Origin of the sequence: Aquaspirillum serpens DSM 68, assembly GCF_000420525.1 — a bacterium.
In the GTDB taxonomy this organism is placed as follows: Bacteria; Pseudomonadota; Gammaproteobacteria; order Burkholderiales; family Aquaspirillaceae; genus Aquaspirillum; species Aquaspirillum serpens.
Genome location: NZ_ATVC01000012.1, coordinates 1 through 24,441, shown reverse-complemented (window position 1 = coordinate 24,441; position 24,441 = coordinate 1). Strand labels below are relative to the sequence as shown.

Genomic DNA, 24,441 nt, shown 5'->3' with positions numbered 1-24,441 from the left:
GTGGATGTGTTTTGTGCGATACCTAAAACAATGGAGAAACACCGATGAGCAATGAGAAAAAATGCCCCTTTGCGGCAATGCACGGCGCACGTACTACACATGGTGCACAATCTAATCGCGATTGGTGGCCAAAGGCGCTGAACCTCAACATCCTCCATCAACACGCCCCTGCTTCTAATCCCCTTGGTGGCGACTTTGACTATGCCAAAGCGTTTAACCAACTCGACTACGACGCCCTGAAACAAGACTTGTATGCCTTAATGACTGTCTCACAAGATTGGTGGCCGGCGGATTGGGGGCATTATGGTGGTTTGTTTATCCGTATGGCGTGGCACAGTGCGGGTACCTATCGTACCGCTGATGGCCGAGGGGGGGCAGGTACCGGTAACCAACGCTTTGCCCCTATCAACAGTTGGCCAGATAACGGCAACCTCGACAAAGCCCGCCGCTTGTTGTGGCCGATCAAACAAAAATACGGTAACAAAATTTCATGGGCTGATTTGATGATTTTGGCGGGGAACTGTGCTTTAGAATCCATGGGTTTCAAAACCTTTGGTTTCGGCGGTGGCCGCGCAGATATTTGGCAGCCAGAAGAAGACATTTATTGGGGCGCAGAAAAAGAATGGCTGGCGACAAGCGACAAAGCGAATAGCCGCTATTCCGGTGAACGTGAATTAGCTAATCCTCTGGCGGCTGTGCAAATGGGGCTGATTTATGTCAATCCTGAAGGCCCAGACGGTAACCCCGATCCTGTTGCATCCGGACGTGATGTGCGTGAAACCTTTGCGCGGATGGCAATGAATGATGAAGAAACGGTGGCGTTGGTTGCCGGTGGGCATACCTTTGGTAAAGCACATGGTGCCGGTGATCCAAAATTAGTTGGCCCTGAGCCTGAAGCCGCACCGATTGAACAGCAAGGGTTAGGTTGGTTCAATCAATTGGGTACCGGAAAAGGCGTGCATACCACCACCAGTGGCATTGAAGGGGCGTGGAAACCCAATCCGACGCAGTGGGATAACGGCTATTTTGATATGTTGTTTGGCTATGAATGGGAGCTGACAAAGAGCCCTGCTGGTGCACATCAATGGGTGGCAAAAGATTGCAAACCAGAGCATTTGATTCCCGATGCTCACGATCCATCGAAAAAACACCCACCGATGATGACCACAGCGGATTTGTCATTGCGTTTCGACCCAATTTATGAACCCATCTCGCGCCGTTTCCACCAAGACCCTGCCGCATTTGCCGATGCTTTTGCACGCGCTTGGTTCAAATTGACACACCGCGATATGGGGCCAAAAACCCGTTATTTAGGGCCAGAAGTCCCAAGCGAAACCTTAATTTGGCAAGACCCGATTCCTGCTTTGGATCATCCTGTGATTGACGCTGCTGATATTGCAGCTTTGAAACACACCCTGTTGGCTTCGGAGGTGTCGATTGCTGAATGGGTGGCGACCGCGTGGGCCTCGGCTTCGACTTTCCGTGGTTCCGATTTGCGTGGTGGAGCGAATGGCGCCCGCATTCGGTTAGCACCGCAGAAAGATTGGGCGGTTAACCAACCCGCACAATTAGCCAAGGTGTTGGCTGTGTTGGAAACGGTGCAACAACAATTCAATGTTGCTCAAACTGATGGCAAAAAAGTGTCGCTGGCTGATTTGATTGTGTTGGCTGGTTGTGCCGCAGTCGAAGCCGCCGCGCAAGCTGCTGGTGTATCGGTCACTGTGCCCTTTACCCCGGGGCGGATGGATGCAACACAAGAGCAAACCGATGTGGCGTCGTTTGCTGTGTTAGAACCGGCAGCCGATGGTTTCCGTAACTATCAAAAACAAGTTTATGCCGTCCCTGCCGAGGAAATGCTGATTGATAAAGCCCAGTTGTTGACCTTGAGTGCACCAGAAATGACCGTGTTGGTCGGAGGTTTGCGAGTGTTAGGCGCAAATGTTGGTGGTGCAGCAGAAGGTGTGTTCACCACACAGCCACAGGTCTTGAGCAATGATTTCTTTGTTAACCTGTTGGACATGAGCACTGTTTGGCGGCCTACTGCTGATGATGCCCAACATTTTGAAGGACGTGACCGGCAGACCGGCCATATTAAATGGACAGCAAGCCGTGTGGATTTGGTCTTTGGCTCTAATTCGCAATTACGCGCTTTGGCCGAGGTCTATGCCCAAGACGATGTAAAAGAGAAGTTTGTGCGTGATTTTGTTGCAGCGTGGGATAAAGTGATGAATTTAGATCGTTTTGATTTGCAACACTAATTCCCTTGCTTGAATCCCCACAGGGTAAGGCATCGCAGCGCGGTATCGAATCTGATACCGCGCTTTTTTATTTTTCTAATTAAAACAAAACAAATACCAATTTAGCGATGGTAGAGACTAGGCTAGCGATAGCGTAAAATAACGATAATGGTCATTTTTTGATAAGAGGTTTATCTGATGTGGTTTAAAAATGTAATTTGCTTTCGTTTACCATTAAAAAATATGCCAACGGCTGAACAGTTAGAAACGGCATTGCAAAAACGTCCATTTTTTCCCTGTACCGGATTGCAGTTGAGTTCGGCGGGATGGGTGCCGGTGTTGCCGCAGCAGGCAGATAGAATGACGTGGTCAAATCCGGCTTGTTCGATGTTGATGCTGAAACGGGAAGAAAAAGTGTTGCCGACCAGCGTGGTGAAAGAACGGTTGGCGCAAAAAGTGGGACAAATCGAAAAAGAAGAACTACGTCGTGTGGGTAAAAAAGAGCAACGTACGCTTAAACAAGATGTGATTGATGATTTATTACCGCGTGCTTTTGCAAAATCACGCACGATTCAAGGTTTGCTTGATCGTGAACGCGGCTATTTGCTGATTGACGCCGCACAAGCAAAACGGGCGGAAGAATGGCTGAGTGTATTGCGCGAACATCTCCCTGTTCTGCCGCTGAGTTTGTTTCACACCGAACGTTCACCGGCCAGTGCGATGACGGAATGGCTATTATCTGGGCCACCAACAGATTTTGCCTTAGATAATGACTGTGAATTAAAAGATGGAAATGGTGCAGTAATTCGTTGTTTACGGCATGATTTAACCTTGCCAGAAATTCAACAACATTTATTACAAGGTAAAACCGTTAGCCAATTGGGTTTGGTTTTTCAGGAGCGGGTGCGTTTTACATTGACCGAATCGTTGCAATTAAAACGAATTGGTTTTTTAGATACGGTACAACAAGAAGCCAGCGAAGAAGGCGAAGACCCTGAAAGTTTATTTGTGGCCACCGCCAGTTTAATGCAGCAAGAATTGTCTTTGTTATGGCAATCCTTGCTGCTGGCGCTTGGCGGAGAAATTGAAATGAATTAACTGCGGGCGAGGCGGTCAATTGTTTCTGATGCTTGACGTAAGGCCGCCTCGCGCAATTCTGCGCCCATATTCAAACCTTCGGCATACACATAGTGCAGTGAGCGCAAGCCGATAAAATTCAAGAAAGTGGTTAAGAACGGTGTTTGACTATCGGCGGCTGTGCCGACATATTGCCCGCCGCGTGCTGCCAGCAAATACACGGGCTTATCTGCAATTAAACCGACTGGGCCTTGTTCGGTATATTTGAAAGTCACACCAGCGCGGGCAATGCGGTCGAAATACGCTTTCAATGTGGACGGCACACCGAAGTTATACATCGGCACTCCAATCACCACTGCATCAGCGGCTTGCAATTCAGCAATCAGATCGTCCGATTCTTGCCGCCGTGCCATCGCAACATCATCTAAGCTTTCGCTTGGTGAAAAGAAGGCGGCAATATCGCTATCACTCAGATGGGGCAAGGGATTGGCGGCTAAATCGCGCACAATTACTTGACCATCGGGATGTTGTGTTTGCCAAGTATTGGCAAATTGTTGTGCCAGTTGTCGCGCTTGACCAGTGGTCGAGAGGCTGGATTGAATCACTAACAGAGTGGCCATCAGAAAAATCCTTTCGTAGAAAACGTGTAAGCAATGCGCACAGCTTACGAAAGGATGAGGTAACAAGATAGCGAAAGTTTTTCGCCATCTTGTTCAATATTTTTGAATTAGGCTGACCATGCGGCAAGAAAGGCTTGCCAATGTGGTTGTGATTTTTGTGTCAGGGCATGGCGCAATCGATCGCACTCGGCTTGGTATTGCGCTTGATCGAGTTGGCCGCGCATCATCTGAAAGCGCAAATACACCAGATAGGTGTTGGCGGCATCGGTTTCACAATAATCACGAATGGCTTGTTCTTCTCCGGCTAAGTACGCGCTCCACACTTGGCTGCCGTCCATCCCTTGCTTCCCTGGGAAACCACATAGCCGCGCAATATCATCCAATGGCGCATTGGCGCGTGGTTGATACATCGCGAGGATATCCATTAAATCGAGGTGGCGGGTGTGATAGCGGCTGATGTAATTATTCCACTTAAAATCGCGGTCATTATCACCCAAATCCCAATATCGTTCCGCATAAATCCCATGCAGTAAGGCGCGGTAGTGCAGTGCAGGCAAGTCAAAACCACCACCATTCCATGTCACTAATTGCGGTGTATATTTTTCAATTAACTGAAAGAATTTTTGAATAATTTCAGCTTCACTGCTACCAACCTGACCGAGGGTGGCGATATGGATTTTATCCTCCCACCGCAATACACAAGAAATCGCCAACACCCGATGCAGATAATGTGGCAAAAAATCGGAACCATTTTTCTGGCGTTGGCGTTGAAACGCATATTCCGCCACATCGGTGTCGGAAATATCTGCCGCAAAGCCATGTAATACCCGCAACCCTTGGACATCAGGGATGGTTTCAATATCAAAAGCAAGAATAGGTTGTTTCATGTGCGCTCCCGTGTCAGTGATAACGGCATCTTTCTGTCTTGGCGCACATGATACAAGTCTTGCGATTTAATCAGCAAAATCTGGCTGAGTATTTTGCATCGCGGCCATCACTGCGCTTTGAATATCATTCGATAACAACATCGAAGCATTCCACGTTGCAACATATTCCAAGCCTTCGGCAATGCTGTGATCGCGGCTATAGTTCAACACCTGTTTGGTGCCGCGCATGGCTAAAGGCGATTTGGCGGCCAAGGCACGCGCTTGGCTAAACGCATGTTCTAACAGCTGGGTTTGATCGGGCAACACTTGGTTGACCAAGCCGCGCCATTCCGCTTCTGCCGCCGCTACACGGCGACCGGTTAAACACCATTCTCGGGCAATGCCTTCACCGACCAAACGCGGTAAGCGTTGCAACGTCCCGACATCTGCCGCCATCGCCATATCAATTTCTTTGACGGCAAAATAGGCGTCTGCACTGGCATAGCGAATATCTGCCGCGACGATTAAATCAATCGCCCCCCCGACACAAGCCCCATGCAAGGCAGCAATCACCGGTTTACGGCATTGCTCAATCGCATTGGCGACCGCCTGTAATTCAAGAATTTTGCGCCGTAATTTTTCCCGTTTCCGTCCTTCACAATCATCAGCAATCAGCTGCGAAAGCTGCATCAACATCGCCAAATCAATCCCTGCACAGAAATTTTTCCCTGCACCGGACAACACCACCACGCGCACACTGGGTTCACCATCTGCCCACTCAAACGCTTGGCGTAGCGATTGCCACAGCGGATCGTTCAGGGCGTTGGATTTATCGGGTCGATTAAGTTCGAGGTGTAAGACATGGCCCTCTTGCGAGAGATTGAGATGAGGAAAGGTAGGATGAGTCATGAAAAAAGCTCCGAAACAGTGGCAACGTGACAAAGGCATTGCGACTGTACGGAGCAGATCACTGGCTGTCAATCAATCGTTTGATTTTTCTTCGCTACTGCGAACCATGGCAAAACGTGACAGCTTACTGCTTGGGCGGCGGGTGCTACGGCGTCGTGGCGTGGCTGGTGTTGCTGTGACGCTGTCGGCCATGACCGCTTCAGCCTGTACAGTGGGTTGTGGTTCGGTGACGGTCGGCCAATTCAGTGACAGCCATTCCAACATTCGCTGCGCTACCTCTTGCCACACAGTATCCAACATCATCATGTGACCACAACCACTGACAATTTCCGCTTCGGTGTGCAAACGGCGTGCGGTTTTAACCACTTCGCTTGGGCTGATGATTTTATCTTCATCACCGCCCAACACCAGCGCAGGTATCTGTTCTAACGCCTTCACGCTAAAAAAGCTTACCAGCGTCATGTCTAAAATAGCTCGCATGGATTCTGGTGTGAAACGATAGGCCCATTTTGCTAATTCTTCCTCCGGCATACTGTCGGAAAACAACAGCCGTTTGGCCTGATCGAGTTCAGGTTGATAGCGTTGGTCTGCTTGGAATAGGTTTAAGGAGGTCAATAAGTCTGGTGTGGTGCCCAACATGCGAATGGCCGAGCGCGCCATGCCTTCGCCTGGCACCGACGCCAACAGTATCACCCCTGCCGCCGGATAGCCCAATTCTAAATAGCGTTGAATCACAAAACCGCCCATCGAATGACCGACCAAAATCGGCAGACTTGGCAAGGTAGCAATGATTTGCCGCAGGTTTTTGACGTATTCATCAATGCTTAAAATGGCAATCCAACTTTGCCCACCGCTTCCGCCGTGTCCTTCGAGGCTGAATGCGGTGGCAGACCAACCGTTTTCCGCAAAAAACGGTAAGAAATGCTCATCCCAACACCATGCCGCACAATATGCACCGTGAACAAATAACAGCGGTGGGCGCTCTGCGACAGGTGGTGTGGGATGGCGGTCGATACGTTCAAGATGGACAGTCATTACAATACCTCTCCGGCGTGATCGGCCAAGCGTGAGCGTTCACCGCGTGCCAAGGTGACATGGCCGGCGTGATTCCAACCTTTCATGCGGTCAACGACATACGTTAAACCGGAACTGCCTTCAGTGAGATAGGGGGTATCAATTTGAGCGATATTGCCCAAGCACACCACTTTGGTGCCGGGGCCGGCGCGGGTAATTAAAGTTTTCATTTGTTTCGGTGTCAGGTTTTGTGCTTCATCAATGATGAGAAATTTATTCAAAAAAGTGCGACCGCGCATAAAGTTGAGGCTTTTGATTTTGATACGGGAGCGCATTAAATCGCGTGTTGCTGCCCGTCCCCATTCGCCACCATCCTCCTCCGGTCGATTTAAGATATCTAGATTATCCTCTAAAGCACCCATCCACGGTGCCATTTTTTCTTCTTCGCTACCCGGTAAAAAACCAATATCTTCACCAACGGGCACTGTGACACGGGTCATAATAATTTCGCTGTAGCGTTTTTGCTCCAGTGTTTGCACCAAACCCGCGGCAAGGGTGAGCAAGGTTTTACCTGTTCCTGCCTGACCCAACAGAGTAATAAAGTCAATTTCCGGATCAAGCAGCAAATTGAGGGCGAAATTTTGTTCACGATTGCGCGCCGTGATGCCCCAGACGCTATTTTTCTGGTGGCTGTAGTCGCGCAAGGTTTCTAAAATCGCGCTACTTCCTTGCCGGCTTTTGACTTTCGCGACAAATGATTCATCGTCTTGCCATAAAAATTGATTGACCAATAATTGAGAACAATCTGGCCCATTGATTTCATAATAGGTGCGGCTGTTCTCTGTCCACGAACGTAGCCCCTCGCCATGTCGTTGCCAAAACAGGGGATCGATTTGTTTAGTACCGCTATACAATAAATCGCTGTCTTCTAGCACTTGGTCATTGAAATAATCTTCTGCCGCCAAACCCAACGCCCGCGCTTTAATGCGCATATTGATGTCTTTCGACACCAACACCACTTCGCGTTTTTTATCGCGTTGTTGTAGCGCTAATACCAAAGCCAAGATGCGGTTATCGCCACGGCCCAAGGGCAAACTGTCGGGTAACTCTGCCGCGAGGGCGGCGGTTTGCAGATATAAGGCACCGGTAGCGGCTTGATGGCTGTGGGTGATCAGAGGAATACCTGCCTCGATTTGTTTATTCGATTGATCACACACCAGCTCATCCATAAACCGGCTGGCTTGTCGTGCATTACGCGCCAGTTCTGACATACCTTTTTTGTGATTATCCAATTCTTCCAGCGTCACGATTGGGATAAACACATCGTGTTCTTGAAAGCGAAACAGGCTGGTGGGGTCGTGCAACAGCACATTGGTATCGAGGACAAACAATTTCGACGGTGCTTTTTTCTTTTTCGGCATGGTGCGAGGTCCTCATACAGAGAAAAATCAATTGGGCAAACCACAGGTAAGAGCAGCATCTTTGTAACAGTAAATCATGATATAGCAATGTTTTGATTTAGCGGTTGGACATTCTCCTGATTGAAAACTCATGACTTTGGGGAATTACATGAAAAAATAGAGCAAGATCATGAAATATCATAATTTTTCATTGACGTGACAGCCAGATGCCGGCTAGCATCGGCGCCTGTTTTGAGGAGGCGCATATAATGATGAAGGTACGGTTGTTGACGTGGTCGGTTTCTATGGCGGTGGGCTGTGCAATCACAGCGACGGCGTATGCGGACAATTTTTTGGCTCCCGATTCGGCATCGCGAGTGGCGCAATACCTGATCCAACAAAACAACGGTACTTTGCGTAATGGTGACAATGTTTGGTTGCGAGTACGTGACGGTTTTCAATTAGGCGAAGTCAACAGCGAACTGGTTCGCCGCCATGAACGCATGTATAGCAAAAATCCGGAATCTTTCCGCCGGATGTTGACGCGCAGCCATCGTTACCTATTCCACATCATTAACGAAGTTGAACGCCGTGGTATGCCGACAGAAATCGCGCTGTTGCCGCTGGTTGAAAGTGCGTTTAATGCTCAAGCCATGTCGCCAGTGGGTGCCTCGGGTTTATGGCAATTTATGCCAGCGACTGGCCGCCAATATGGTTTAGAACAAACATGGTGGTACGATGGCCGCCGTGATGTCACCGCCGCCACCCGCGCCGCCCTTGATTATTTAGAAAATCTCCACGCCATGTTTGGCGATTGGAACCTTGCCCTCGCTTCGTATAACTGGGGTGAAGGCAATGTCAGCCGTGCGATTGCACGCAACCGTGCCCGTGGTTTGCCAGAAGATTTTGAAAACCTGAGCTTGCCCGCTGAAACGCGCAATTACGTGCCAAAACTATTGGCCGTGCGCAATATTCTGGCCGAGCCGCAACGCTTTAGTGTTCGCCTCGAAAAATTGCCCAACAAGCCTTATTTCGTGGCAATTTCTCCGGGTAAACACATGGATCTTGAAGTGGCTGCCAAATTGGCAGAAACCACAGAAGAAGAAGTTCGTTTCTTAAATCCAGGGTTTAACCGTCCGGTGCTGGCGCATAAAACTGGCCGCCAAATTTTAATTCCGGCAGCAAAATCCGAGCGTTTCCATGAAAATCTGGCACGTTTCTCGGCACCATTGATGAATTGGCAACCCTATGTGGCGCAAGTAGATGATACCGCTGAAGACATCGCGCAACGCTTTGGCATGGATCTCGATATTTTGAAGCGCACCAACGGTTTGACCAATCTACGCATTCAGCCAGGCCAACCTTTATTGGTTGCTGCACAACAAACCAAAGAAACGCCTAACGCAGACTTGCCAGAAACCAGCGTGGTCAGTGCTGAAACCACGACAGTGGCGAATGCTGATAATCGGATTTTGGATTTGAATGTTTCTACCTCGGCTGACTCGCGTCATGTGGTACAACAAGGCGAAACTCTGCCCGACATTGCCAAACGCTATCGGGTCAGTGTTGCAGATCTAAAAGCGTTGAACCGCTTAGAGTCGGATATCTTAACCGCCAATCAGGTGTTAAAAATCGGTGTGCAACAGGCCAAAACCATTCAACAACCCGACACCTAAAACTGCGCTCGGCCGATTGGGTTGCCAACCATCGGCAACCCAACATCACAAGGGTCAAATGGATGGCGATTAGTGTCCCTCGGTCATAATGGCAACTGTGCGCGCAATTCGTTCACCCAATCACGATGGGCAAAGTCTGGCCCCATCACCAGCGAAGCATAAAAATCACTGCCAAAGCGTGAATCGACCTCGATCAGCACATGGGTTTCATTGCCATACGGCAAGAAGGTCAATTCAATTTCTTGAATGCGGAAACTGCCGCCGCGTGGTCTGAGTTCAATTTCTTGATAACACCCCAACGTGCTGCTGACATGGCCGACTCGCGCTGTACCCAATTCAACATCGGTGCTGCTAATCCCCCAGCCTAATTGATCGAAGGCTTGCAGCAAGGTGCTCACAGGGGCCGGCGGCAGAATTTCTAAGAAATCGCGGTCGTTGGTATCGATGGCAGCATCAATAGCCAAATCGGTGTGAATCCAAATCGGTAGCGGTTGGCCGTGATAGGGCAGGCCATTGATCGGTAAATCGGCTGGCAGTTGAATTTCAAATGGAAATTCGCGGCGTTCTTCGGCACGGATGGTAAACGCTTGGCTGACGCGCAGACTGCCTAACGGTAAATTGACGCGTGTATCGTCATTGCTATCGTCTTCGGCTTCGATCATCAACACCAATTCGATTTTTTCAATATCCTGTGCCGCTTTGCCGCCCTGTACCACCACTTTACCCCGTAACACATCACCTGGGTATAAACGTGGGTTGTCTAGCTGGGTATCAACCTTGGCACCCCCGACACCAATCGAGGCAAGCAATTTTTTAAACATGGTGGGCCCTTTCTGTGTTGTTTCACGGTGTTTGATTGCGCGCAGACTACTGGCGCGCTACATGATGGCGTGGCGTGGTTTTTCCAGCCCATTGCCGCCACCAACAGCAGATTTTTTGCCAGCGCCCTTGTGATTGCGCTTGCCGTTGGGCTTCGATTCGCGCATACGAGGCCATTTGTGCCTGTGCGCAACCTTCACCAGCCGAAGTATCAGACCGTTGTAACATGCCGTCCCCCTATCGTTTCCAAATCCCTTGCCAAGCACTGTTTAACCAACTGTGCCCACTGACCAACACCACACCTCCCAGCACACAGACAGTGCCGAAGATGAAATTGCGTTCTAATGGTTCATTTAATAACCACACGCCAAAAACCATTCCAAACAACGGCGTCAGAAAAGAAAACACCCCGAGGCGCGAGGCAAGATAATTTTTCAACAGCCAAAACCACGCCAGATAGCTGGCAAATGACACAACGACCGAGTGAAACAACAGGCTGCCGATGGCGAGTGGGGTGAAATGAATCTGTGCTTGGCCTAACAACATGGCGGCGGGCACTAATAGCACAAATGCCCCTAACAGCTGATATTGCAAGGTATGTGAGGTCGGTGCGCTGGCGAGACGAGATAGGCGCACCACTAAAGTGGTTGCCGCCCACGACACACCGGCCAATAAACCCAGCATATCGCCCCATAACATCCGGCTCAGCTCGCTTTCGCTGTAGGTATGATCGTCACCACGACCAAAAAAGGTCAACACAATGCCAGCAAAGGCCAAGCCAATCCCCAGCCACTGCCAACGGTTAAGCCGTTCAGCAGGCAATTTCCAATGCAAACCGAGGGCAACAAAAATCGGCGCGGTATAGAGCAATACCACCATGTGCGAGGCCGAGGTAAAACGCAGCCCTTCGCCGACTAATAAAAATTCAATGGCAAACAGCGTTCCAACCAAACCGCCGGCTTTCCAATAGCCATTGCCCCATTGCATTTTTTCCTGTCGCCACCGCATCACTAACCACACCAACGCCGCAGCAATCCCCGAGCGCAGGGCGATTTGTAGCAAGGGGGTAATATCATCGGCAGCGGCTTTGAGTACCACTTGTTGCAAGCCCCAAATGACACATAACAAGGTCATGATGGCGCTGGCTTGGCCATCGAGGGTTTTTCTTTCGTGCATAGCATGTCCGTTAAGGGTTAGAGCCGGTTGCCAATATCATCCGGCAGCTCGTCGTCTTGTTCCATTTCACGGCGGTTATCATCTGGGGAAAGGGTGGCCACGTGTTTGGCTTGGGCCACGACTTCATGCAGTTGGCGGTGCAATTCTTCTGGGCTCAGGGCGAGCAGGGCTTTGAGCGATAACCGCCGCAACGACACTTTACCATTTGAGACAATCACATTGCCGTCTAAAAAGGCAGGATGTTCCTTAAAGCGGCTGGTGCTACGGCTCAAAATGGCTTTGAACAGTGCGGAATAGGTGATTTCTTTCGCGGTACCGGTGCCGGTGGGGTCGGTGCTGACACCATCCAGCGAGGGTTGTTCGCGTAGGGTTTGAATGGCGAGGTTTAATAACTCCACCGTGCGCGGCGACTCGCCGATTTTCGCCATCACGCGGTCGATGGTCGAGGCCGATAGCGCGTGTTTATGTTGTTTTGCCCAAGCGAGATTGTCGGCATTCAACCGCTTGAACCAACGTAAACGATGCAACCCCGAACGCGAACGGCCTAATAACATTTCTTGCTGGCGCAAAGACAGTTGTTCTCCGCCGAGGGCTTGGCTGAGTTTTTGTTGTGATTCGAACAGCTCAATGTCGGTAATTTTATGGTGTGAGGGGTTGTCGGTGAGGACGTAGAGCAGGGCTTGATAGTCGGTCAACTCGCGCACCACAGCGCGGATTTTGGGTAATCCCAATAAACGACTGGCACGCCACCGCCTTTCACCGGCAATCAATTCATAAAACCCAGCGCGGGTTGGGTGTGGCCGGACGACGATCGGGGTCACTTGTCCGCCGGAAATAGAAAAGCTATCAGCTAGGCGGCGGATTTCGTCTTCGGTGGGAAAGCAAGGTTGAAAAGGCGATGGGGTGATGAGGTTAACATCCAACATCTGGTGTTGGTCGTTATCGTCAACCTGCAGCGGCGGTTGTACCCATTTCATCACCGCCGCCGGCAGGGTGCTGCGTTTTTGGGCGGGGGCGGTTTTGTTTGGTGGGGGATGTGCGGCGCGGGGTTTGCGTGGATAGCGCGATTTCTTGCCAGATTTGGGGGAATGCTCGCTCAATTTTTCCTCCTGATGCAATCAATAGGGCTATGCCATACGCACAACACAGCGTGGCATAGTCGTCATTTCAAAAAAGCATTGAGACTCGACAGAACAGACCGCTGCGATGGACAGAAAGCAAGCACACGCCTTGCGATGATTAGCTAGACGGTTTGCTTTGTTGTTGCAGTTGCAATAAGTGTAGCTGTGCTGCGCTTTCATCGGCTAGGTTGGCGGCGATGTTTGCCAAAATTTGAATGCCGCCGAGGGTGCGGTTGGGGTGTGGGTTGTCGTCGTATTTGTTGCTGCGTTGTTCGATCATACGGCATAACTCGGTGAGGCGTTCAAGTTGTTGGGCGATGCTGGCGAGGTCGGGGGTGGTGGACATGGTGGTTATCTTTCGAAGGCTGTCCCATCTGGGGCAAGAAAATTACAGTGGAAACTTTATTGTTTGCTGACTGGGGGTTTTAGCCATGCAGCGTAAAAATAAGGGTGAGGTGAGCCAGTATGATAGCCATTGATGCAAGGCGGGGAGAGGTTGTTCGGCGAACCAGACAGGGTCAATCGCAGCAAACTGCCGTACAAAAGGGAAAATGGCAATATCAGTGGCGCAGGGCTGTTCACCGCCGAGAAATGGGTTGGCACTGAGGCGGATTGCGAGAGGTTGTAATAGACATTCCATCGCTTGCTGTCGATGTACCTCGCGGCCTTGACTATCACTAAAGCGTTCTGGGTATTTATAGCGGTCGAGGTGATACTTAAATTCGCCATCATTGGTATGCAACAAGGCCAGATTGTCTGCACTTTGTGCTGCTTGCCACCAATGGGGGACGTTTTGCAACGCCCATTGAATAATGTCCCAGCTCTGATCAATCACCGTACCATCTGGCAAGCATAAAACGGGTACGGTGCCTTTTGGCGAGGCGGCTAACATCGCGGCTGGTTTATCTTTTAGCACAATCTCGTGAATATCAAACTCAATGTTCGCAATTAACAGACTGGTTCTAGCTCGCATAGCGTAAGGACAACGGCGGTAGCTATAGAGCAAAGGTCGAGTGGTGGTCATAGGCTGTAATCAACTTTTCTAAATATTGTAAATAATACCCCAGCTTAATTTGCCACGGTTGTGCCTCAACGAAACTGTCTTAGCAAAATTACCAGAGAAAAATTCTGGTAACATCCGATACAAATAAAATTTCCCTGATTGAGAGGGCGGTATGTCTGAATATTGTGGTTTAACTATCCTCCACGCCAACAGAATGGAAGCGCTGCGTGAAGTGGTTTTTGGTTGGATACAGCAACATCCCCTCGCCCATCCTCTCAGCAATGAAGTCATTTTGACGCATAGCCACGGCATGGCACATTGGCTGAAATTAGAATTGGCTCATCAACACCGCATCGCTGCTGCGTTATCGTTCAAACTGCCTTCAGAATTTTTATGGCATAGCTATCGCACTGTGCTTGGTAAGGAAGACGTGCCGTTGCAATCTGCTTTTGATAAGAAACAACTGCAATGGCATCTCTATCGTCACCTACCCGATTGGATTAAACAACAGCCTAATGATTTTGCAGCGTTAGCGCGATTTTTAGAGTATGACGCCGATGGCCGCAAACGTTATCAGCTTGCGCTCCAACTGGCGGATTTATTCGACCAATATCAGGTCTATCGTGCAGATTGGCTGACCGATTGGAGCGAAGAACAGTATCAACTCCGGTTAAGCAACGGCCATATCATGCCGCTGACAGACAGCCAACATTGGCAAGTTAAACTGTGGCTAAAACTGAATCAAACCCTGTTAGAACAAATTAACACCCACCGAGCCGCCATCCACCCGAAGTTTCTCTCCACGCTGGAATCGCTGTCGCAACGGCCAGTAGGGTTGCCAGAACGCATTATTGTGTTTGGCATTTCTTCCTTGCCGGCGCAAGTGGTTGAAGCGCTGCATGCCTTAAGTCAGCATTGCCATGTGATCATGGCGGTGCTCAATCCATGCCGACACTATTGGGCTGACATTTTAGAAGTGCGCAATGTGTTGCAACGTGCAGGGCGGCGGCGCCATGCCAAGCGTTCTGGGATGCCAGAGTTATTAAATGATCCAGAACTGTTACATCTCCATGGTCACCCTCTACTAGCGGCATGGGGACGGCAAGGGCGAGATTTTATTGCGCTGTTAGATCAATATGATGAACAAGCCTACAGTGCCCAGCAAAAAATTTTATTCAGCAAAATCGATCTGTTCGATGACACTGAGCCATCCGAACACGCTTCTTTACTGGAAAAATTACAATGGTCGATTGTCGATTTAGAACCACCGGCGCCGACACCTAACATCCTGTCGCAATTAGATGAATCGATCGTTTTTCACAGTGCGCACAGCCCCCTGCGCGAGGTCGAAATTTTACATGACCAATTACTGGATCGATTTGAAAAAAGTCATGGCAGGCTGAAACCAAGTGATGTGATGGTGATGGTGCCGGATATTGATTTATACGCCCCATTTGTCCAATCAGTTTTTCGGCAAACGATTGTTAACACCGAAGATAAATCGTTTCAAATCCCGTTCAATCTTGCCGACCGCGCTGATCGCAGTACCGCACCAGTGCTGCGGGTGATTGAAGCATTGCTACACCTACCCGAACAACGCTTACAAGTCAGTGAGTTGTTAGATTGGCTCGATATTCCTGAATTTGCCCAAGCCTTTGCCATTGAAAGCCACGAATTGCCACTATTGCGGCGATGGGTTGAAGGCGCGGGGATTCGTTGGGGTTTGGATGGGGAACATAAAACGCGTTTACAACTCCCCTCGGAACCACAAAACAGCTGGTTGTTTGGATTGCAGCGCATGTTGTTGGGTTATGCGGTGGAGGAAGAGGGCGCGTGGTCTGATATCTACCCCTATCCAGAAATTGGTGGATTAGAAGCCGAGTTGGTTGGTAAATTGGCACACTGCCTGAGGGTTCTCAGTGACCACAGCCAAGCCCTGACCGAAGCCTATAGCCCTCAACAGTGGCAAGAACAATTGGGTCGGTTATTACAAGATTGTATTGTGGCTGAAGATGAATTTACTCAGGCGCTATTAGAAAAATTTACCCAAAGCGTGACCGATTGGGTGATCGCCTGCGATCAGGCCGGTATTGATCATCCGATACCACTGGCCGTGGTGCGTGAAGTGGTGTTAGAAGGGTTTACCGATACCAGTGTGGCATTGCAGTTTATGTCAGGCTTTGTCACCTTTGGGACATTGATGCCAATGCGCGCTATTCCGTTCAAACTCATTTGCCTATTGGGCATGAACGACGGCGATTATCCGCGCCAAACCCAACGCATCGATTTTGACTTAATGGCACAAGATTACCGACCGGGCGATCGTTCTCGCCACGAGGATGATCGTTATCTATTGCTAGAAGCTGTCCTCTCCGCCAGAGAAGCCCTATATATCAGCTATGTTGGACAAGACAGCCGTGATAACCGCCGGCGTCCCCCCTCGGTGTTAATCAGTCAGCTACAAAACTATCTCGACCGCCAATGGCAACTGGAAAGCGAACCGAACCACCGCCTTAGCACCCTGTTGACGACTGAACACCCACTGCAACCCTTTAGCCTGCGTTATTTCCAAGGGCAAACCGCGTGGACCTATGCCGCACATTGGGAAGGTGTCCATCTGACACCTGCTGAACAAAGCTTTCCCGAGTCGGGCCAACTCGCTGCATACACGCCCCCTGACAGCATGCCGATCCAACAATTGGCCTATTTCTTTAAAAAGCCAGTGGCGGCGTTTTTTTCTCAACGGTTGCAAATTTACTTCCGCGACAGTGAAGCACCGCTTGATTGCGAAGCCTTCGCCCTTGATGGCCTCGACCTCTATCAGTTGCGCTCACGCGCCCTTAATACGCTGCTTCGCCAAGCTGACAGCTTAACTGAATACGAACTGGCGATGCGTTGGGAAGATTTCTGCAAGCAACTGCGGGGCGAAGGGCTGTTACCGGTGGGTAAAGTGGCCGAAGCCGATTTAGAAGTCCTTAAAGCCGATTTATGGTGTGGCTTTTCCTTATGGCAACAGGCGGCAGAGCAATGGCCGAAAGAAATAGAAGAAGTTGCTTCGCTTTCGTTAACCGTTCAGCCTGACGACACCCCAGCATGGAAGCTTCATGCCGATATCAAACACCGCCGGACGGGGCCCAACCAGCAACAGGCATTATTTCATGTCTTACCCAACACATTATTCCAAGGCAAAGAACAGACGCCTCGCTTAGATACCATTGCTCTGTATTGGCCGTTACATTTACTCGCCAGTGCCAAGGGATTGCCCTTATCCACCGTACTGATTTCGCCAAAAGATAAATGCTATCTGGTGTGGTCTCCACTGTCGGCTGGAGAAGCACAACAAGCGTTACAGCAGCTTGCCACGTTATGGTGTCAGGCGATGCGACAGCCGCTGCCGGTGGCGATTCGTACGGCTACTGTCTATTTGTCCGTTGCGGCAACAGATGATAACGGTGAAAAGCGGCAAAAACGGGCAAAAGATGAATATGAAGGTGGGTTTAATCAAACAGGTGAAGTGGAAAGAGACGCCGCCTTGGCGCGGGCATGGCCGAATTGGTCAGCACTATTCGCCGCTGGATTTGAACACTATGCCAATGAGTTCTATGGGCTATGCTATGCCACTTCAGTCGCTGCAGCGTGCTATCCGCTTATTGATGACAAATTCGAATAAACCGTTATTGGGTTGCTGATATTGGCAACCCCACTACTAAATGCTCGATACTCCCTGACGATGGAAAGACGATGTTGAACACCACCACAGCACCTAGCACAGAATCAATCAAAACACTCGATCTGCTTACCTTTCCTCTCAGCGGTAACCACCTGATTGAGGCGAGTGCCGGCACTGGCAAAACCTATACCATTGCCAGTTTATATGTGCGTTTAATTCTCGGGCCGGCGGATGAGGACGATAGTTATAGTCCCCTGCCCGCTCAGATGCCGTCATCGATTCTTGTCGTCACCTTCACCGAGGCTGCGACTGAAGAATTGCGCGACCGCATCCGGCGGCGTTTGGAACAAGCGGCCTCGGTGTTTCGGACGGCAGAATTTGCCAATGACCCGTTTTTGCAGCAGTTGTATCAGTGCTACACTCAGAGCGATGATAAAAAAGCTGCTGCATGTGCCTATCGTCTTGATCAAGCGGCACAAGTGATGGATCAGGCTGCGATTTATACCATCCACGCCTTTTGCCAAAAAATGCTGCGCACACATGCCTTTGATAGCCAAAGTCTGTTTGAGCTTAAGGTGAATACAGATGATGTTGAATTGAAACAAGAGGCGGCTCGTGATTACTGGCGCGTGCATGTGCAAACGCTGCAAGGGCCTATTTTAAAAAAGGCGCTGGCCATCCTCGGTCAAACCCCAACCAATCTTTTTACTCATATTCAAGGATTGATGACCCGAGGTGGGCTCGACCTTCGCCAGTCTCCTAACGTTTCTTTGGCCGAGGTTATCACCGAACTGAACCAAGATTATTGCGACCGTCTTGCCTTGCTGCGGCAACCTTGGCGTCAAGGGTGGTTCGATGCGCTGGCTAGCGCTTTGCTCAAGACTGAGGCAGAAAAACAATTTCATGGCGGTCGCATTAAAGCAGAAAAGCTGCAAATATGGCTTAATGGCTTACAAACATGGGTTAACAGTGATGACGCTGAAACATTGTTACCCGTGCCTTTGAAAGAAGAGGGTTTTTGGAAGTATTTATCACCCGAAGGGATTACCACCGCCCTGAAAAAGAATTGCAGCTTAATCACCGACCAACGAGAGGAAGTCGAAGCCGCCCTCGCTGCCCTTGCTGAATTACGCGATCAGGTCAAAGCGTTTCCGTCATTGACCTTACAAATTTGGCAGCACGCTGCGCATTGGATTGGCCACCGTTTGAATCAAGAAAAACAACGGCGAGCAGAAATTGGTTTTGATGACATGATTATACGCCTTGATCAGGCGCTCTCTCATGGAACGGAGACCTCTCCACCCGCCGCAGAAAATCCGTTGGCACAAGTGTTGCGGCAGCAATTTCCGCTGGCGATGATTGACGAATTCCAAGACACCGATCCCGCCCAATATCGCATTTTTTCGACAATCTACCCCGAGCAAAACAGCACTGAATATGGTTTATTGCTGATTGGTGACCCTAAACAGGCAATTTATGCCTTTCGGGGGGCAGATATTTTTACCTATATCAGTGCCCGTCGAGCTATTTCCGATGCGCACCGCACTACATTAGAAACCAACTACCGTTCCAGCAAACCGCTGGTCGAGGCGGTGAATCAGCTATTTGGCGACGCCGATAGCGAATGGAGAACGGGACAAGGCAACAGCGATGGGGTATTTTTTCATCCTGATATTCCCTTTTTCCCCGTGAAAAGCCATCACCAAGCGCTAGGACTAACGCTAGATAACACGCCATTAGCGGCGGTAGATTTTCAGTTTGTAGCTGGGACTGACGAAGTCAATTCCACTGACTATCGCCTGCTGACCGCCCGATATACGGCGCAACAAATTGCCGATTGGTTAGCCGGTGCGGAACACGTCCAACTGCCCTGCGACGGCGAGGGTGAGTCCACCCGCCCCATTCGTGCGGAAGATATTGCTATTCTGGTTCGGAGCGGCTTTGAAGCGAATGTGATGCGCCAAGCCCTTGGCCGCTTGGGGGTGCGTTCGGTGTATCTCTCCGACCGTGATTCTGTCTTTCAAACCCAACAAGCCGCCGATATTCTGTTGTGGCTGGAAGCCATCGTCTATCCAGAAGACGGCAATCGCGTCCGCCGCGCCCTCGCCACCCCCTCGCTGGCTTGGTCATGGGCGCAGCTCGAACAATTGGTGACCAATGAAATCGCATGGGAAAATTATATTAAGCGGTTTCGTGATTACCGTTCGTTATGGCAAAGCAACGGTATCCTGACCATGTTGCGCCAACTGTTGCTAGATGAAGGTGTACCAAAACGGGTGTTGCAAGAGGTGGGGGGCGAGCGAGTGATGACCAACTTCTTACACCTTGCCGAGCGCCTTCAAGCTGACTCGGCTCAAGTTGAAGGTGAACAAGGTTTAATTCGCCATCTCAGCCAACTGATAGAACAACCTGATTTGCAACAACAACAGGCTATCTTGCGCCTAGAAAGCGAAGCCAATTTGGTCAAAGTGGTCACGATCCACAAATCCAAAGGGCTTGAATACCCTATTGTTTTTTTACCATTTGTTTGCGCCCCGCGCTGGCCAGAGCAGAAAAAAACAAATGCATTTTTCATCCATCAACCCGACGGCTCGGCACACTTTATCGCCAAAGGTGAAGAGGCCACTGAACAAGAATGGCAACGTTTTATTACCGAATGGCAAGCTGAAGAAATGCGGCTACTCTATGTCGCGTTAACTCGTGCCAAATACCATCTTGCCCTCGGCATTGCCCCTGTTGCTAACAAAAACATTGGCTATGAAACCACTGCCATAGGTCGTTTATTTGGCATGACTACACGATGGACAGGGCAGGAATGGCTTAACGAGCTCAACACGTTACAGTACCAGCAGCCGGATTATTTTGCGGTATCACATGCACCACGCACAGTGAGCGGTTCGGTTGACGCTTTGCCAAATCTTTCCCCTGTTGCTTTGAATAAAGCAAGAACCTTTACCGGTATGATTGACCGCAGTTGGTGGATTGCCAGCTATTCTGCTTTGCTCCCCGATCGCCACCAACGACAACCTTTTAACATGCCGCATCCGGTGATTACCGATGAAGGTTTGACGGCGGTGATGCCCCCGCGTCTTTCCCTTCCTGCTGCCACCGGACACGATATTCATCGCTTTGAAGCCGGCCCCCGCGCTGGTGTGTTTCTACATGGTTTGTTGCAATGGGCGGCTGAATATGGTTTTGCTGCTGCCCATCACAACGATCGCGAGCGAAAACGCGTGATCACCCTGCGTTGTCAACGCCGTGATCTCAGCGAGTGGGTAGAGGTTTTTGATAGCTGGTTGAAATTGGTGTTAGATACACCGCTGGCTTTACATCCAGAATTGCCACCGCTACGGCTTGCCGATCTTGCTCCGCATCAAGTGCAAACCGAAATGGAGTTTATGTTCTCTATTCAAAAGAAACTCGACACCAAAAGACTAGAGAACGATCTTAATACCCTCTTCCCAGGCGACAACCGCACCCCACTCAATGCCCATACACTACATGGTATGTTCAAAGGTTATATCGATCTGGTGATTGAATATGCTGGGCGTTATTTCGTGTTGGACTATAAATCGAATCGTCTCGGCCATGACGATCATCACTACACCGCCGAAACTATGCAAGCCGCTATTCTGCAACATCGTTACGATGTCCAAGGTCTTTGCTATACCTTGGCCTTGCATCGCCTGCTTAACCTCCGCCTGCCCAACTACCAGCCAGAACAACACCTCGGCGGCTTTGCGTGCTTCTTTATCCGAGGTATCCAATCACCTTCGCAAGGCCTGATTACTAAACATCCCTCGGCAGACTTTATCTCACAAATCGAGGCCTTGCTTTTGCTGTAGTCTATTGCTTCACACGCTCGGTCATCGCCACCTTAGGGAGAGGTGATCGAGGGTGGTGGTGCCAGTGGAAACGACAGCTTCATCACCGTGCCGGTTGGTGTGTTGTCGATCACTTCCACTTGCCCGTTATGCAATTGCATGATTTGCCAAACAATATGTAGCCCCAACCCTCGCCCCCGTTCCCCGCGACTGGACACATAACGCTTGAAAATCTGGCTTTTATCTTCCGCGCTGATGCCGGCACCAAAGTCTTTCACCGCAATGACGACTGCACGTTCACTCAATCCGACCTCTACCATAATGGGACTATTTTCTTTTTGCGTGTGCCACAGCGCGTTATCAATCAAGTTATCGATAGCAATACCAAATAACGCTGCATCCACCGTCAAATTGATCTCTTGCTCAGGATAAATAAATTCGATTTTGCGATGTGGATATAACAACTGATAGTGGTGAATACTGTTATTCAACAACGACCACAGCTCTACCGGATAGACAGCACTATCTAATCCCACCTCAGTCCGAAAACGGTGTTGTTGTAATAAATCTTCTGTTAAATCTCCCAGCCGCCACAAACCTAGCCGTAAACGCTGCATATTTTCTTCGGCGGCTTCAGGCAACTCATTTTTCAGTAACAATAAAGAATCCACGCCTGCTTTAATCGTAGCGGTATGGTTACGAAACTCGTGTGCTACCAATTCTAAAAAGTGCAAAGTGGAATAGTCAGTGACTGGTGCTTTTACTTCCTCTTGCGACCGTGCTCGGTGAGGTTCTAATAACTGCTCCTCACTAATCAAACGATCGGCAAGGTTAGACATTTTCTTTGCTGCATAGCGAATATTGTCCACTCGCTGTAATACCGGCATCGGCAAATCGGTTCCCACAATCCGTAAGGAATCTAAACTGGCCTGAATCTCGGCTAAAGGCGTGCGAAAAGCATGTGAGGCGGTGGCAAGCATGGTGCGTTGTATCTCCTCGTTTTCTCGCACCGCCTCGACCCAAGTGACAATTTCTTCATCATCTTGGCTTTTTGCCAGCAACAAGAAACCAAAACCGTTGATAATCAATGTGATGTAGGCCATCAGATAAATTCCTAAATTAGCCCAGTTCATCTCATGTCGTACCAACTCACCAATAAATACCCCGTAGTACACCCGCAACAACATCGATGTCGCTGCACATAAATTGACACATCCAATCACCCACACCAAGCCAGAACGTTGAGGGTGTAAGAACAACAACATGGCTATTCCTAGTAATAAACAGCTAATGACTGCTGACAGCCACAACAGACGAACTCCCTGTGTTTCTTCGCCTATCGCAATCGCCAATAAAATCAGCAGCGTGATGCCGCAAAATAGCCACAATCTTTTCAGCCAAGAGGTTTTATTGAGCAAACAACAGTAAGCAGCAAATTCGGTGGCTACACCAGTTATCTGAAATAAATTTCCTACTACTGGTGGAATTTGATTGGGGAAAAAAATCTGAGAAAAATTCAGTAAAAAGCCTGTGCTCAGTAAGATCTTAGCCGTACACCAAATTTTTAATGACTTTTGTGTCGATCTTGATTGTTTTATATACAAAATAACTAAAATAGCAAAAATCAAATTGCCAAGGCCACTGGTAAAGGTTAGAGTAGGCAAGTGTATATTCATATTCTAAAGTGTCACTTTTAAATGGGATTATTCGATAATCATAAAATTGCTTGGGTCGAAGATGAAGAAATCTTAAGAAAAGAGCTGGTTTTTCAACTTCGATACTTAGGATTTGAGACAGAAGAATTCTCAGATGCAACACAATTTTACCGCAGCTTATGCGTACAAAGCTTTACCGCCGTCATTTTAGATATTGGGCTTGTTGGCGAAGATGGCTTATCGATCGCTCGTCATCTAAGACAACATAATAAAAAAATTGGGATTATTTTTATTACAGCACGCGGTTTGCGTGAAAATAAAATGGAAGGGTTTGATTCAGGGGCCGATTACTATTTTGTCAAGCCAGTTGACATCATGGAAGTGTCGCTAGCGATTCGACGTATTATTGAGCGCATGTACGGAGAGTCATCCTTGCCAGAATCAGGCACCGAGGTGTTGGTTTGTGGCCCGTGGATGTTGAATGAAGAAATGTGTCATTTGGCATTCGCACCAAAACAAGACAGCATGGCGCTTTCTCTGGCCGAAATGAACTTTCTGAAAATACTCTTTCTCGCTCAAGGTGAGCTCATAGAGCATAAGGATTTTCTGCTGGAGATGGCGCTTGAGGAAGGCGAGATAGGCAAGCATCGCCTAGAAGTGATTGTTAGCCGGTTACGCAATAAAGTGCGCCGCCAATTTGGTGTTGATCTTCCGATCCAAGTTCGGCGCGGTATGGGATACTACATCCCAAAAGCATGAGCCCATCGCTTATTGCGGCTGGGCTCATTGCCAATCTTCAGTTAGTGCATTGCAATATAGCGATCGGGCCGATGATAAAACCCGATAACTAAGCTAAGAGCTGCCGCACCGATGAGAGAACCGATTAACTCCGGTACATTCACCATAAATAATGATGAGAGCAAGACCAATAAATCAACACCAAATTGAACTTTGCCAGCCCGAATGGCGTAACGTTGTTGTAGGTATAAAGTCAAAATATTGATCCCACCCACACTGGCTTTGTGTCGAAATAACGCAATTAAGCCCATGCCAATTAATAAACCGCCTAATAATCCGGTGTAATACGGGTTGAGTTCACCCTCAAACGGTAAAAAAGTCTGATGTAAACTGGCAAATACAGACACCAAACTGACTGCAACAAAGGTTCGCAGGGTAAATGTCCATCCCATTTGTCGCACTGCAAGCCAATAAAATGGTAAGTTGATTAAGAAAAACCACAAACCAAACGGTTGTCCAAATTGATAATGCAGTAAAAATGCCACGCCTGCCGTACTACCTGTAAGCAAACCTGCTTGGCTAAACATAGCCATACCAAAGCCAATAAAAGAGGTCCCAATTAACATTGCCAGCACA

Annotated in this window: 19 protein-coding genes; 6 read left to right on the top strand and 13 right to left on the bottom strand. The window is 49.3% G+C overall.

What is annotated here, in order from left to right; translation table 11 throughout:
- The first annotated feature begins 44 nt into the window (after positions 1 to 44).
- Both katG and G465_RS0103945 read left to right on the top strand, forming a co-directional pair.
- The gene (gene katG, locus G465_RS0103950) at positions 45 to 2,258 is read left to right on the top strand and encodes a catalase/peroxidase HPI (protein WP_022653187.1); all 2,214 of its coding nucleotides are present in this window, start codon (positions 45 to 47) and stop codon (positions 2,256 to 2,258) included.
- A gap of 177 nt (positions 2,259 to 2,435) precedes the next feature.
- Positions 2,436 to 3,335 carry a recombination-associated protein RdgC gene (locus tag G465_RS0103945; protein WP_022653186.1) on the top strand — a complete coding sequence of 300 codons (900 nt, stop codon included), beginning with the start codon at positions 2,436 to 2,438 and terminating at the stop codon, positions 3,333 to 3,335.
- Here the strand turns inward: G465_RS0103945 and G465_RS0103940 are convergent.
- The 5 genes from G465_RS0103940 to G465_RS0103920 all read right to left on the bottom strand — a co-directional run bounded on the left by G465_RS0103940 (position 3,332) and on the right by G465_RS0103920 (position 8,144).
- Entirely contained in the window at positions 3,332 to 3,934 is a 603-nt protein-coding gene (locus G465_RS0103940) for an FMN-dependent NADH-azoreductase (RefSeq protein ID WP_022653185.1), read from the bottom strand. The two genes, G465_RS0103945 and G465_RS0103940, sit on opposite strands and share 4 nt — an antisense overlap.
- Before the next feature lie 107 nt (positions 3,935 to 4,041).
- Positions 4,042 to 4,821, bottom strand: a complete 780-nt coding sequence (locus G465_RS0103935; protein WP_022653184.1) for a 3'-5' exonuclease — start codon at positions 4,819 to 4,821, stop codon at positions 4,042 to 4,044.
- A gap of 66 nt (positions 4,822 to 4,887) precedes the next feature.
- Positions 4,888 to 5,709, bottom strand: coding sequence for a crotonase/enoyl-CoA hydratase family protein (locus G465_RS0103930; protein WP_022653183.1), 822 nt, complete (start codon positions 5,707 to 5,709; stop codon positions 4,888 to 4,890).
- Positions 5,710 to 5,781: 72 nt separating this feature from the next.
- Entirely contained in the window at positions 5,782 to 6,744 is a 963-nt protein-coding gene (locus G465_RS13395) for an alpha/beta hydrolase (RefSeq protein WP_022653182.1), read from the bottom strand.
- Complete coding sequence (locus tag G465_RS0103920) at positions 6,744 to 8,144, bottom strand: PhoH family protein (RefSeq protein WP_022653181.1); 1,401 nt, start codon at positions 8,142 to 8,144, stop codon at positions 6,744 to 6,746. Before G465_RS0103920 ends, G465_RS13395 begins: the two co-directional genes overlap by 1 nt.
- 248 nt (positions 8,145 to 8,392) lie before the next feature.
- Here G465_RS0103920 and G465_RS13390 point away from each other — a divergent pair, with 248 nt between their 5' ends.
- On the top strand, positions 8,393 to 9,799 hold the full coding sequence (locus tag G465_RS13390; RefSeq protein WP_022653180.1) for a transglycosylase SLT domain-containing protein: 1,407 nt from the start codon (positions 8,393 to 8,395) through the stop codon (positions 9,797 to 9,799).
- Positions 9,800 to 9,882: 83 nt separating this feature from the next.
- On the opposite strand, the gene G465_RS0103910 is transcribed toward G465_RS13390, so the two are convergent.
- The 6 genes from G465_RS0103910 to G465_RS0103885 all read right to left on the bottom strand — a co-directional run bounded on the left by G465_RS0103910 (position 9,883) and on the right by G465_RS0103885 (position 13,939).
- Entirely contained in the window at positions 9,883 to 10,620 is a 738-nt protein-coding gene (locus tag G465_RS0103910; protein WP_022653179.1) for a sporulation protein, read from the bottom strand.
- A gap of 46 nt (positions 10,621 to 10,666) precedes the next feature.
- Complete coding sequence (locus G465_RS0103905) at positions 10,667 to 10,846, bottom strand: hypothetical protein (protein WP_022653178.1); 180 nt, start codon at positions 10,844 to 10,846, stop codon at positions 10,667 to 10,669.
- 9 nt (positions 10,847 to 10,855) lie between these two features.
- Positions 10,856 to 11,794: a DMT family transporter gene (locus G465_RS0103900; protein ID WP_022653177.1), complete on the bottom strand. Its 939-nt coding sequence runs from the start codon at positions 11,792 to 11,794 to the stop codon at positions 10,856 to 10,858.
- 17 nt (positions 11,795 to 11,811) lie between these two features.
- Positions 11,812 to 12,894, bottom strand: a complete 1,083-nt coding sequence (locus tag G465_RS14965) for a ParB/RepB/Spo0J family partition protein (RefSeq protein ID WP_022653176.1) — start codon at positions 12,892 to 12,894, stop codon at positions 11,812 to 11,814.
- Between the two features lie 139 nt (positions 12,895 to 13,033).
- Positions 13,034 to 13,261 carry a hypothetical protein gene (locus tag G465_RS0103890; RefSeq protein WP_022653175.1) on the bottom strand — a complete coding sequence of 76 codons (228 nt, stop codon included), beginning with the start codon at positions 13,259 to 13,261 and terminating at the stop codon, positions 13,034 to 13,036.
- Positions 13,262 to 13,303: 42 nt separating this feature from the next.
- Positions 13,304 to 13,939, bottom strand: coding sequence for a glutathione S-transferase (locus G465_RS0103885; RefSeq protein ID WP_022653174.1), 636 nt, complete (start codon positions 13,937 to 13,939; stop codon positions 13,304 to 13,306).
- A gap of 151 nt (positions 13,940 to 14,090) precedes the next feature.
- Here G465_RS0103885 and recC point away from each other — a divergent pair, with 151 nt between their 5' ends.
- Both recC and recB read left to right on the top strand, forming a co-directional pair.
- Complete coding sequence (gene recC, locus G465_RS0103880) at positions 14,091 to 17,588, top strand: exodeoxyribonuclease V subunit gamma (RefSeq protein WP_022653173.1); 3,498 nt, start codon at positions 14,091 to 14,093, stop codon at positions 17,586 to 17,588.
- Positions 17,589 to 17,659: 71 nt separating this feature from the next.
- Positions 17,660 to 21,433 (top strand): exodeoxyribonuclease V subunit beta, encoded by a 3,774-nt coding sequence (gene recB / locus G465_RS13380; RefSeq protein WP_022653172.1) that lies wholly within the window; start codon positions 17,660 to 17,662, stop codon positions 21,431 to 21,433.
- Positions 21,434 to 21,465: 32 nt separating this feature from the next.
- On the opposite strand, the gene G465_RS0103870 is transcribed toward recB, so the two are convergent.
- Positions 21,466 to 22,800, bottom strand: a complete 1,335-nt coding sequence (locus tag G465_RS0103870; protein WP_162138806.1) for a sensor histidine kinase — start codon at positions 22,798 to 22,800, stop codon at positions 21,466 to 21,468.
- Positions 22,801 to 23,109: 309 nt separating this feature from the next.
- Here G465_RS0103870 and G465_RS0103865 point away from each other — a divergent pair, with 309 nt between their 5' ends.
- A complete protein-coding gene (locus G465_RS0103865; protein ID WP_022653170.1) occupies positions 23,110 to 23,826 on the top strand; it encodes a response regulator transcription factor in 717 nt (238 codons plus the stop codon).
- A 41-nt stretch (positions 23,827 to 23,867) separates the two neighbouring features.
- On the opposite strand, the gene G465_RS0103860 is transcribed toward G465_RS0103865, so the two are convergent.
- Positions 23,868 to 24,441: DUF6198 family protein (locus tag G465_RS0103860; RefSeq protein ID WP_027405151.1), on the bottom strand; the 574-nt coding region annotated here is incomplete at its 5' end.

What these genes read in the sequence shown, in the direction of transcription:
- katG (WP_022653187.1), top strand. Translation starts at nt 45, where the DNA reads ATGAGCAATGAGAAAAAATGCCCCTTTGCGGCAATGCACGGCGCACGT.
- G465_RS0103945 (WP_022653186.1), top strand. Translation starts at nt 2,436, where the DNA reads ATGTGGTTTAAAAATGTAATTTGCTTTCGTTTACCATTAAAAAATATG.
- G465_RS0103940 (WP_022653185.1), bottom strand. Translation starts at nt 3,934, where the DNA reads ATGGCCACTCTGTTAGTGATTCAATCCAGCCTCTCGACCACTGGTCAA.
- G465_RS0103935 (WP_022653184.1), bottom strand. Translation starts at nt 4,821, where the DNA reads ATGAAACAACCTATTCTTGCTTTTGATATTGAAACCATCCCTGATGTC.
- G465_RS0103930 (WP_022653183.1), bottom strand. Translation starts at nt 5,709, where the DNA reads ATGACTCATCCTACCTTTCCTCATCTCAATCTCTCGCAAGAGGGCCAT.
- G465_RS13395 (WP_022653182.1), bottom strand. Translation starts at nt 6,744, where the DNA reads ATGACTGTCCATCTTGAACGTATCGACCGCCATCCCACACCACCTGTC.
- G465_RS0103920 (WP_022653181.1), bottom strand. Translation starts at nt 8,144, where the DNA reads ATGCCGAAAAAGAAAAAAGCACCGTCGAAATTGTTTGTCCTCGATACC.
- G465_RS13390 (WP_022653180.1), top strand. Translation starts at nt 8,393, where the DNA reads ATGATGAAGGTACGGTTGTTGACGTGGTCGGTTTCTATGGCGGTGGGC.
- G465_RS0103910 (WP_022653179.1), bottom strand. Translation starts at nt 10,620, where the DNA reads ATGTTTAAAAAATTGCTTGCCTCGATTGGTGTCGGGGGTGCCAAGGTT.
- G465_RS0103905 (WP_022653178.1), bottom strand. Translation starts at nt 10,846, where the DNA reads ATGTTACAACGGTCTGATACTTCGGCTGGTGAAGGTTGCGCACAGGCA.
- G465_RS0103900 (WP_022653177.1), bottom strand. Translation starts at nt 11,794, where the DNA reads ATGCACGAAAGAAAAACCCTCGATGGCCAAGCCAGCGCCATCATGACC.
- G465_RS0103890 (WP_022653175.1), bottom strand. Translation starts at nt 13,261, where the DNA reads ATGTCCACCACCCCCGACCTCGCCAGCATCGCCCAACAACTTGAACGC.
- G465_RS0103885 (WP_022653174.1), bottom strand. Translation starts at nt 13,939, where the DNA reads ATGACCACCACTCGACCTTTGCTCTATAGCTACCGCCGTTGTCCTTAC.
- recC (WP_022653173.1), top strand. Translation starts at nt 14,091, where the DNA reads ATGTCTGAATATTGTGGTTTAACTATCCTCCACGCCAACAGAATGGAA.
- recB (WP_022653172.1), top strand. Translation starts at nt 17,660, where the DNA reads ATGTTGAACACCACCACAGCACCTAGCACAGAATCAATCAAAACACTC.
- G465_RS0103865 (WP_022653170.1), top strand. Translation starts at nt 23,110, where the DNA reads ATGGGATTATTCGATAATCATAAAATTGCTTGGGTCGAAGATGAAGAA.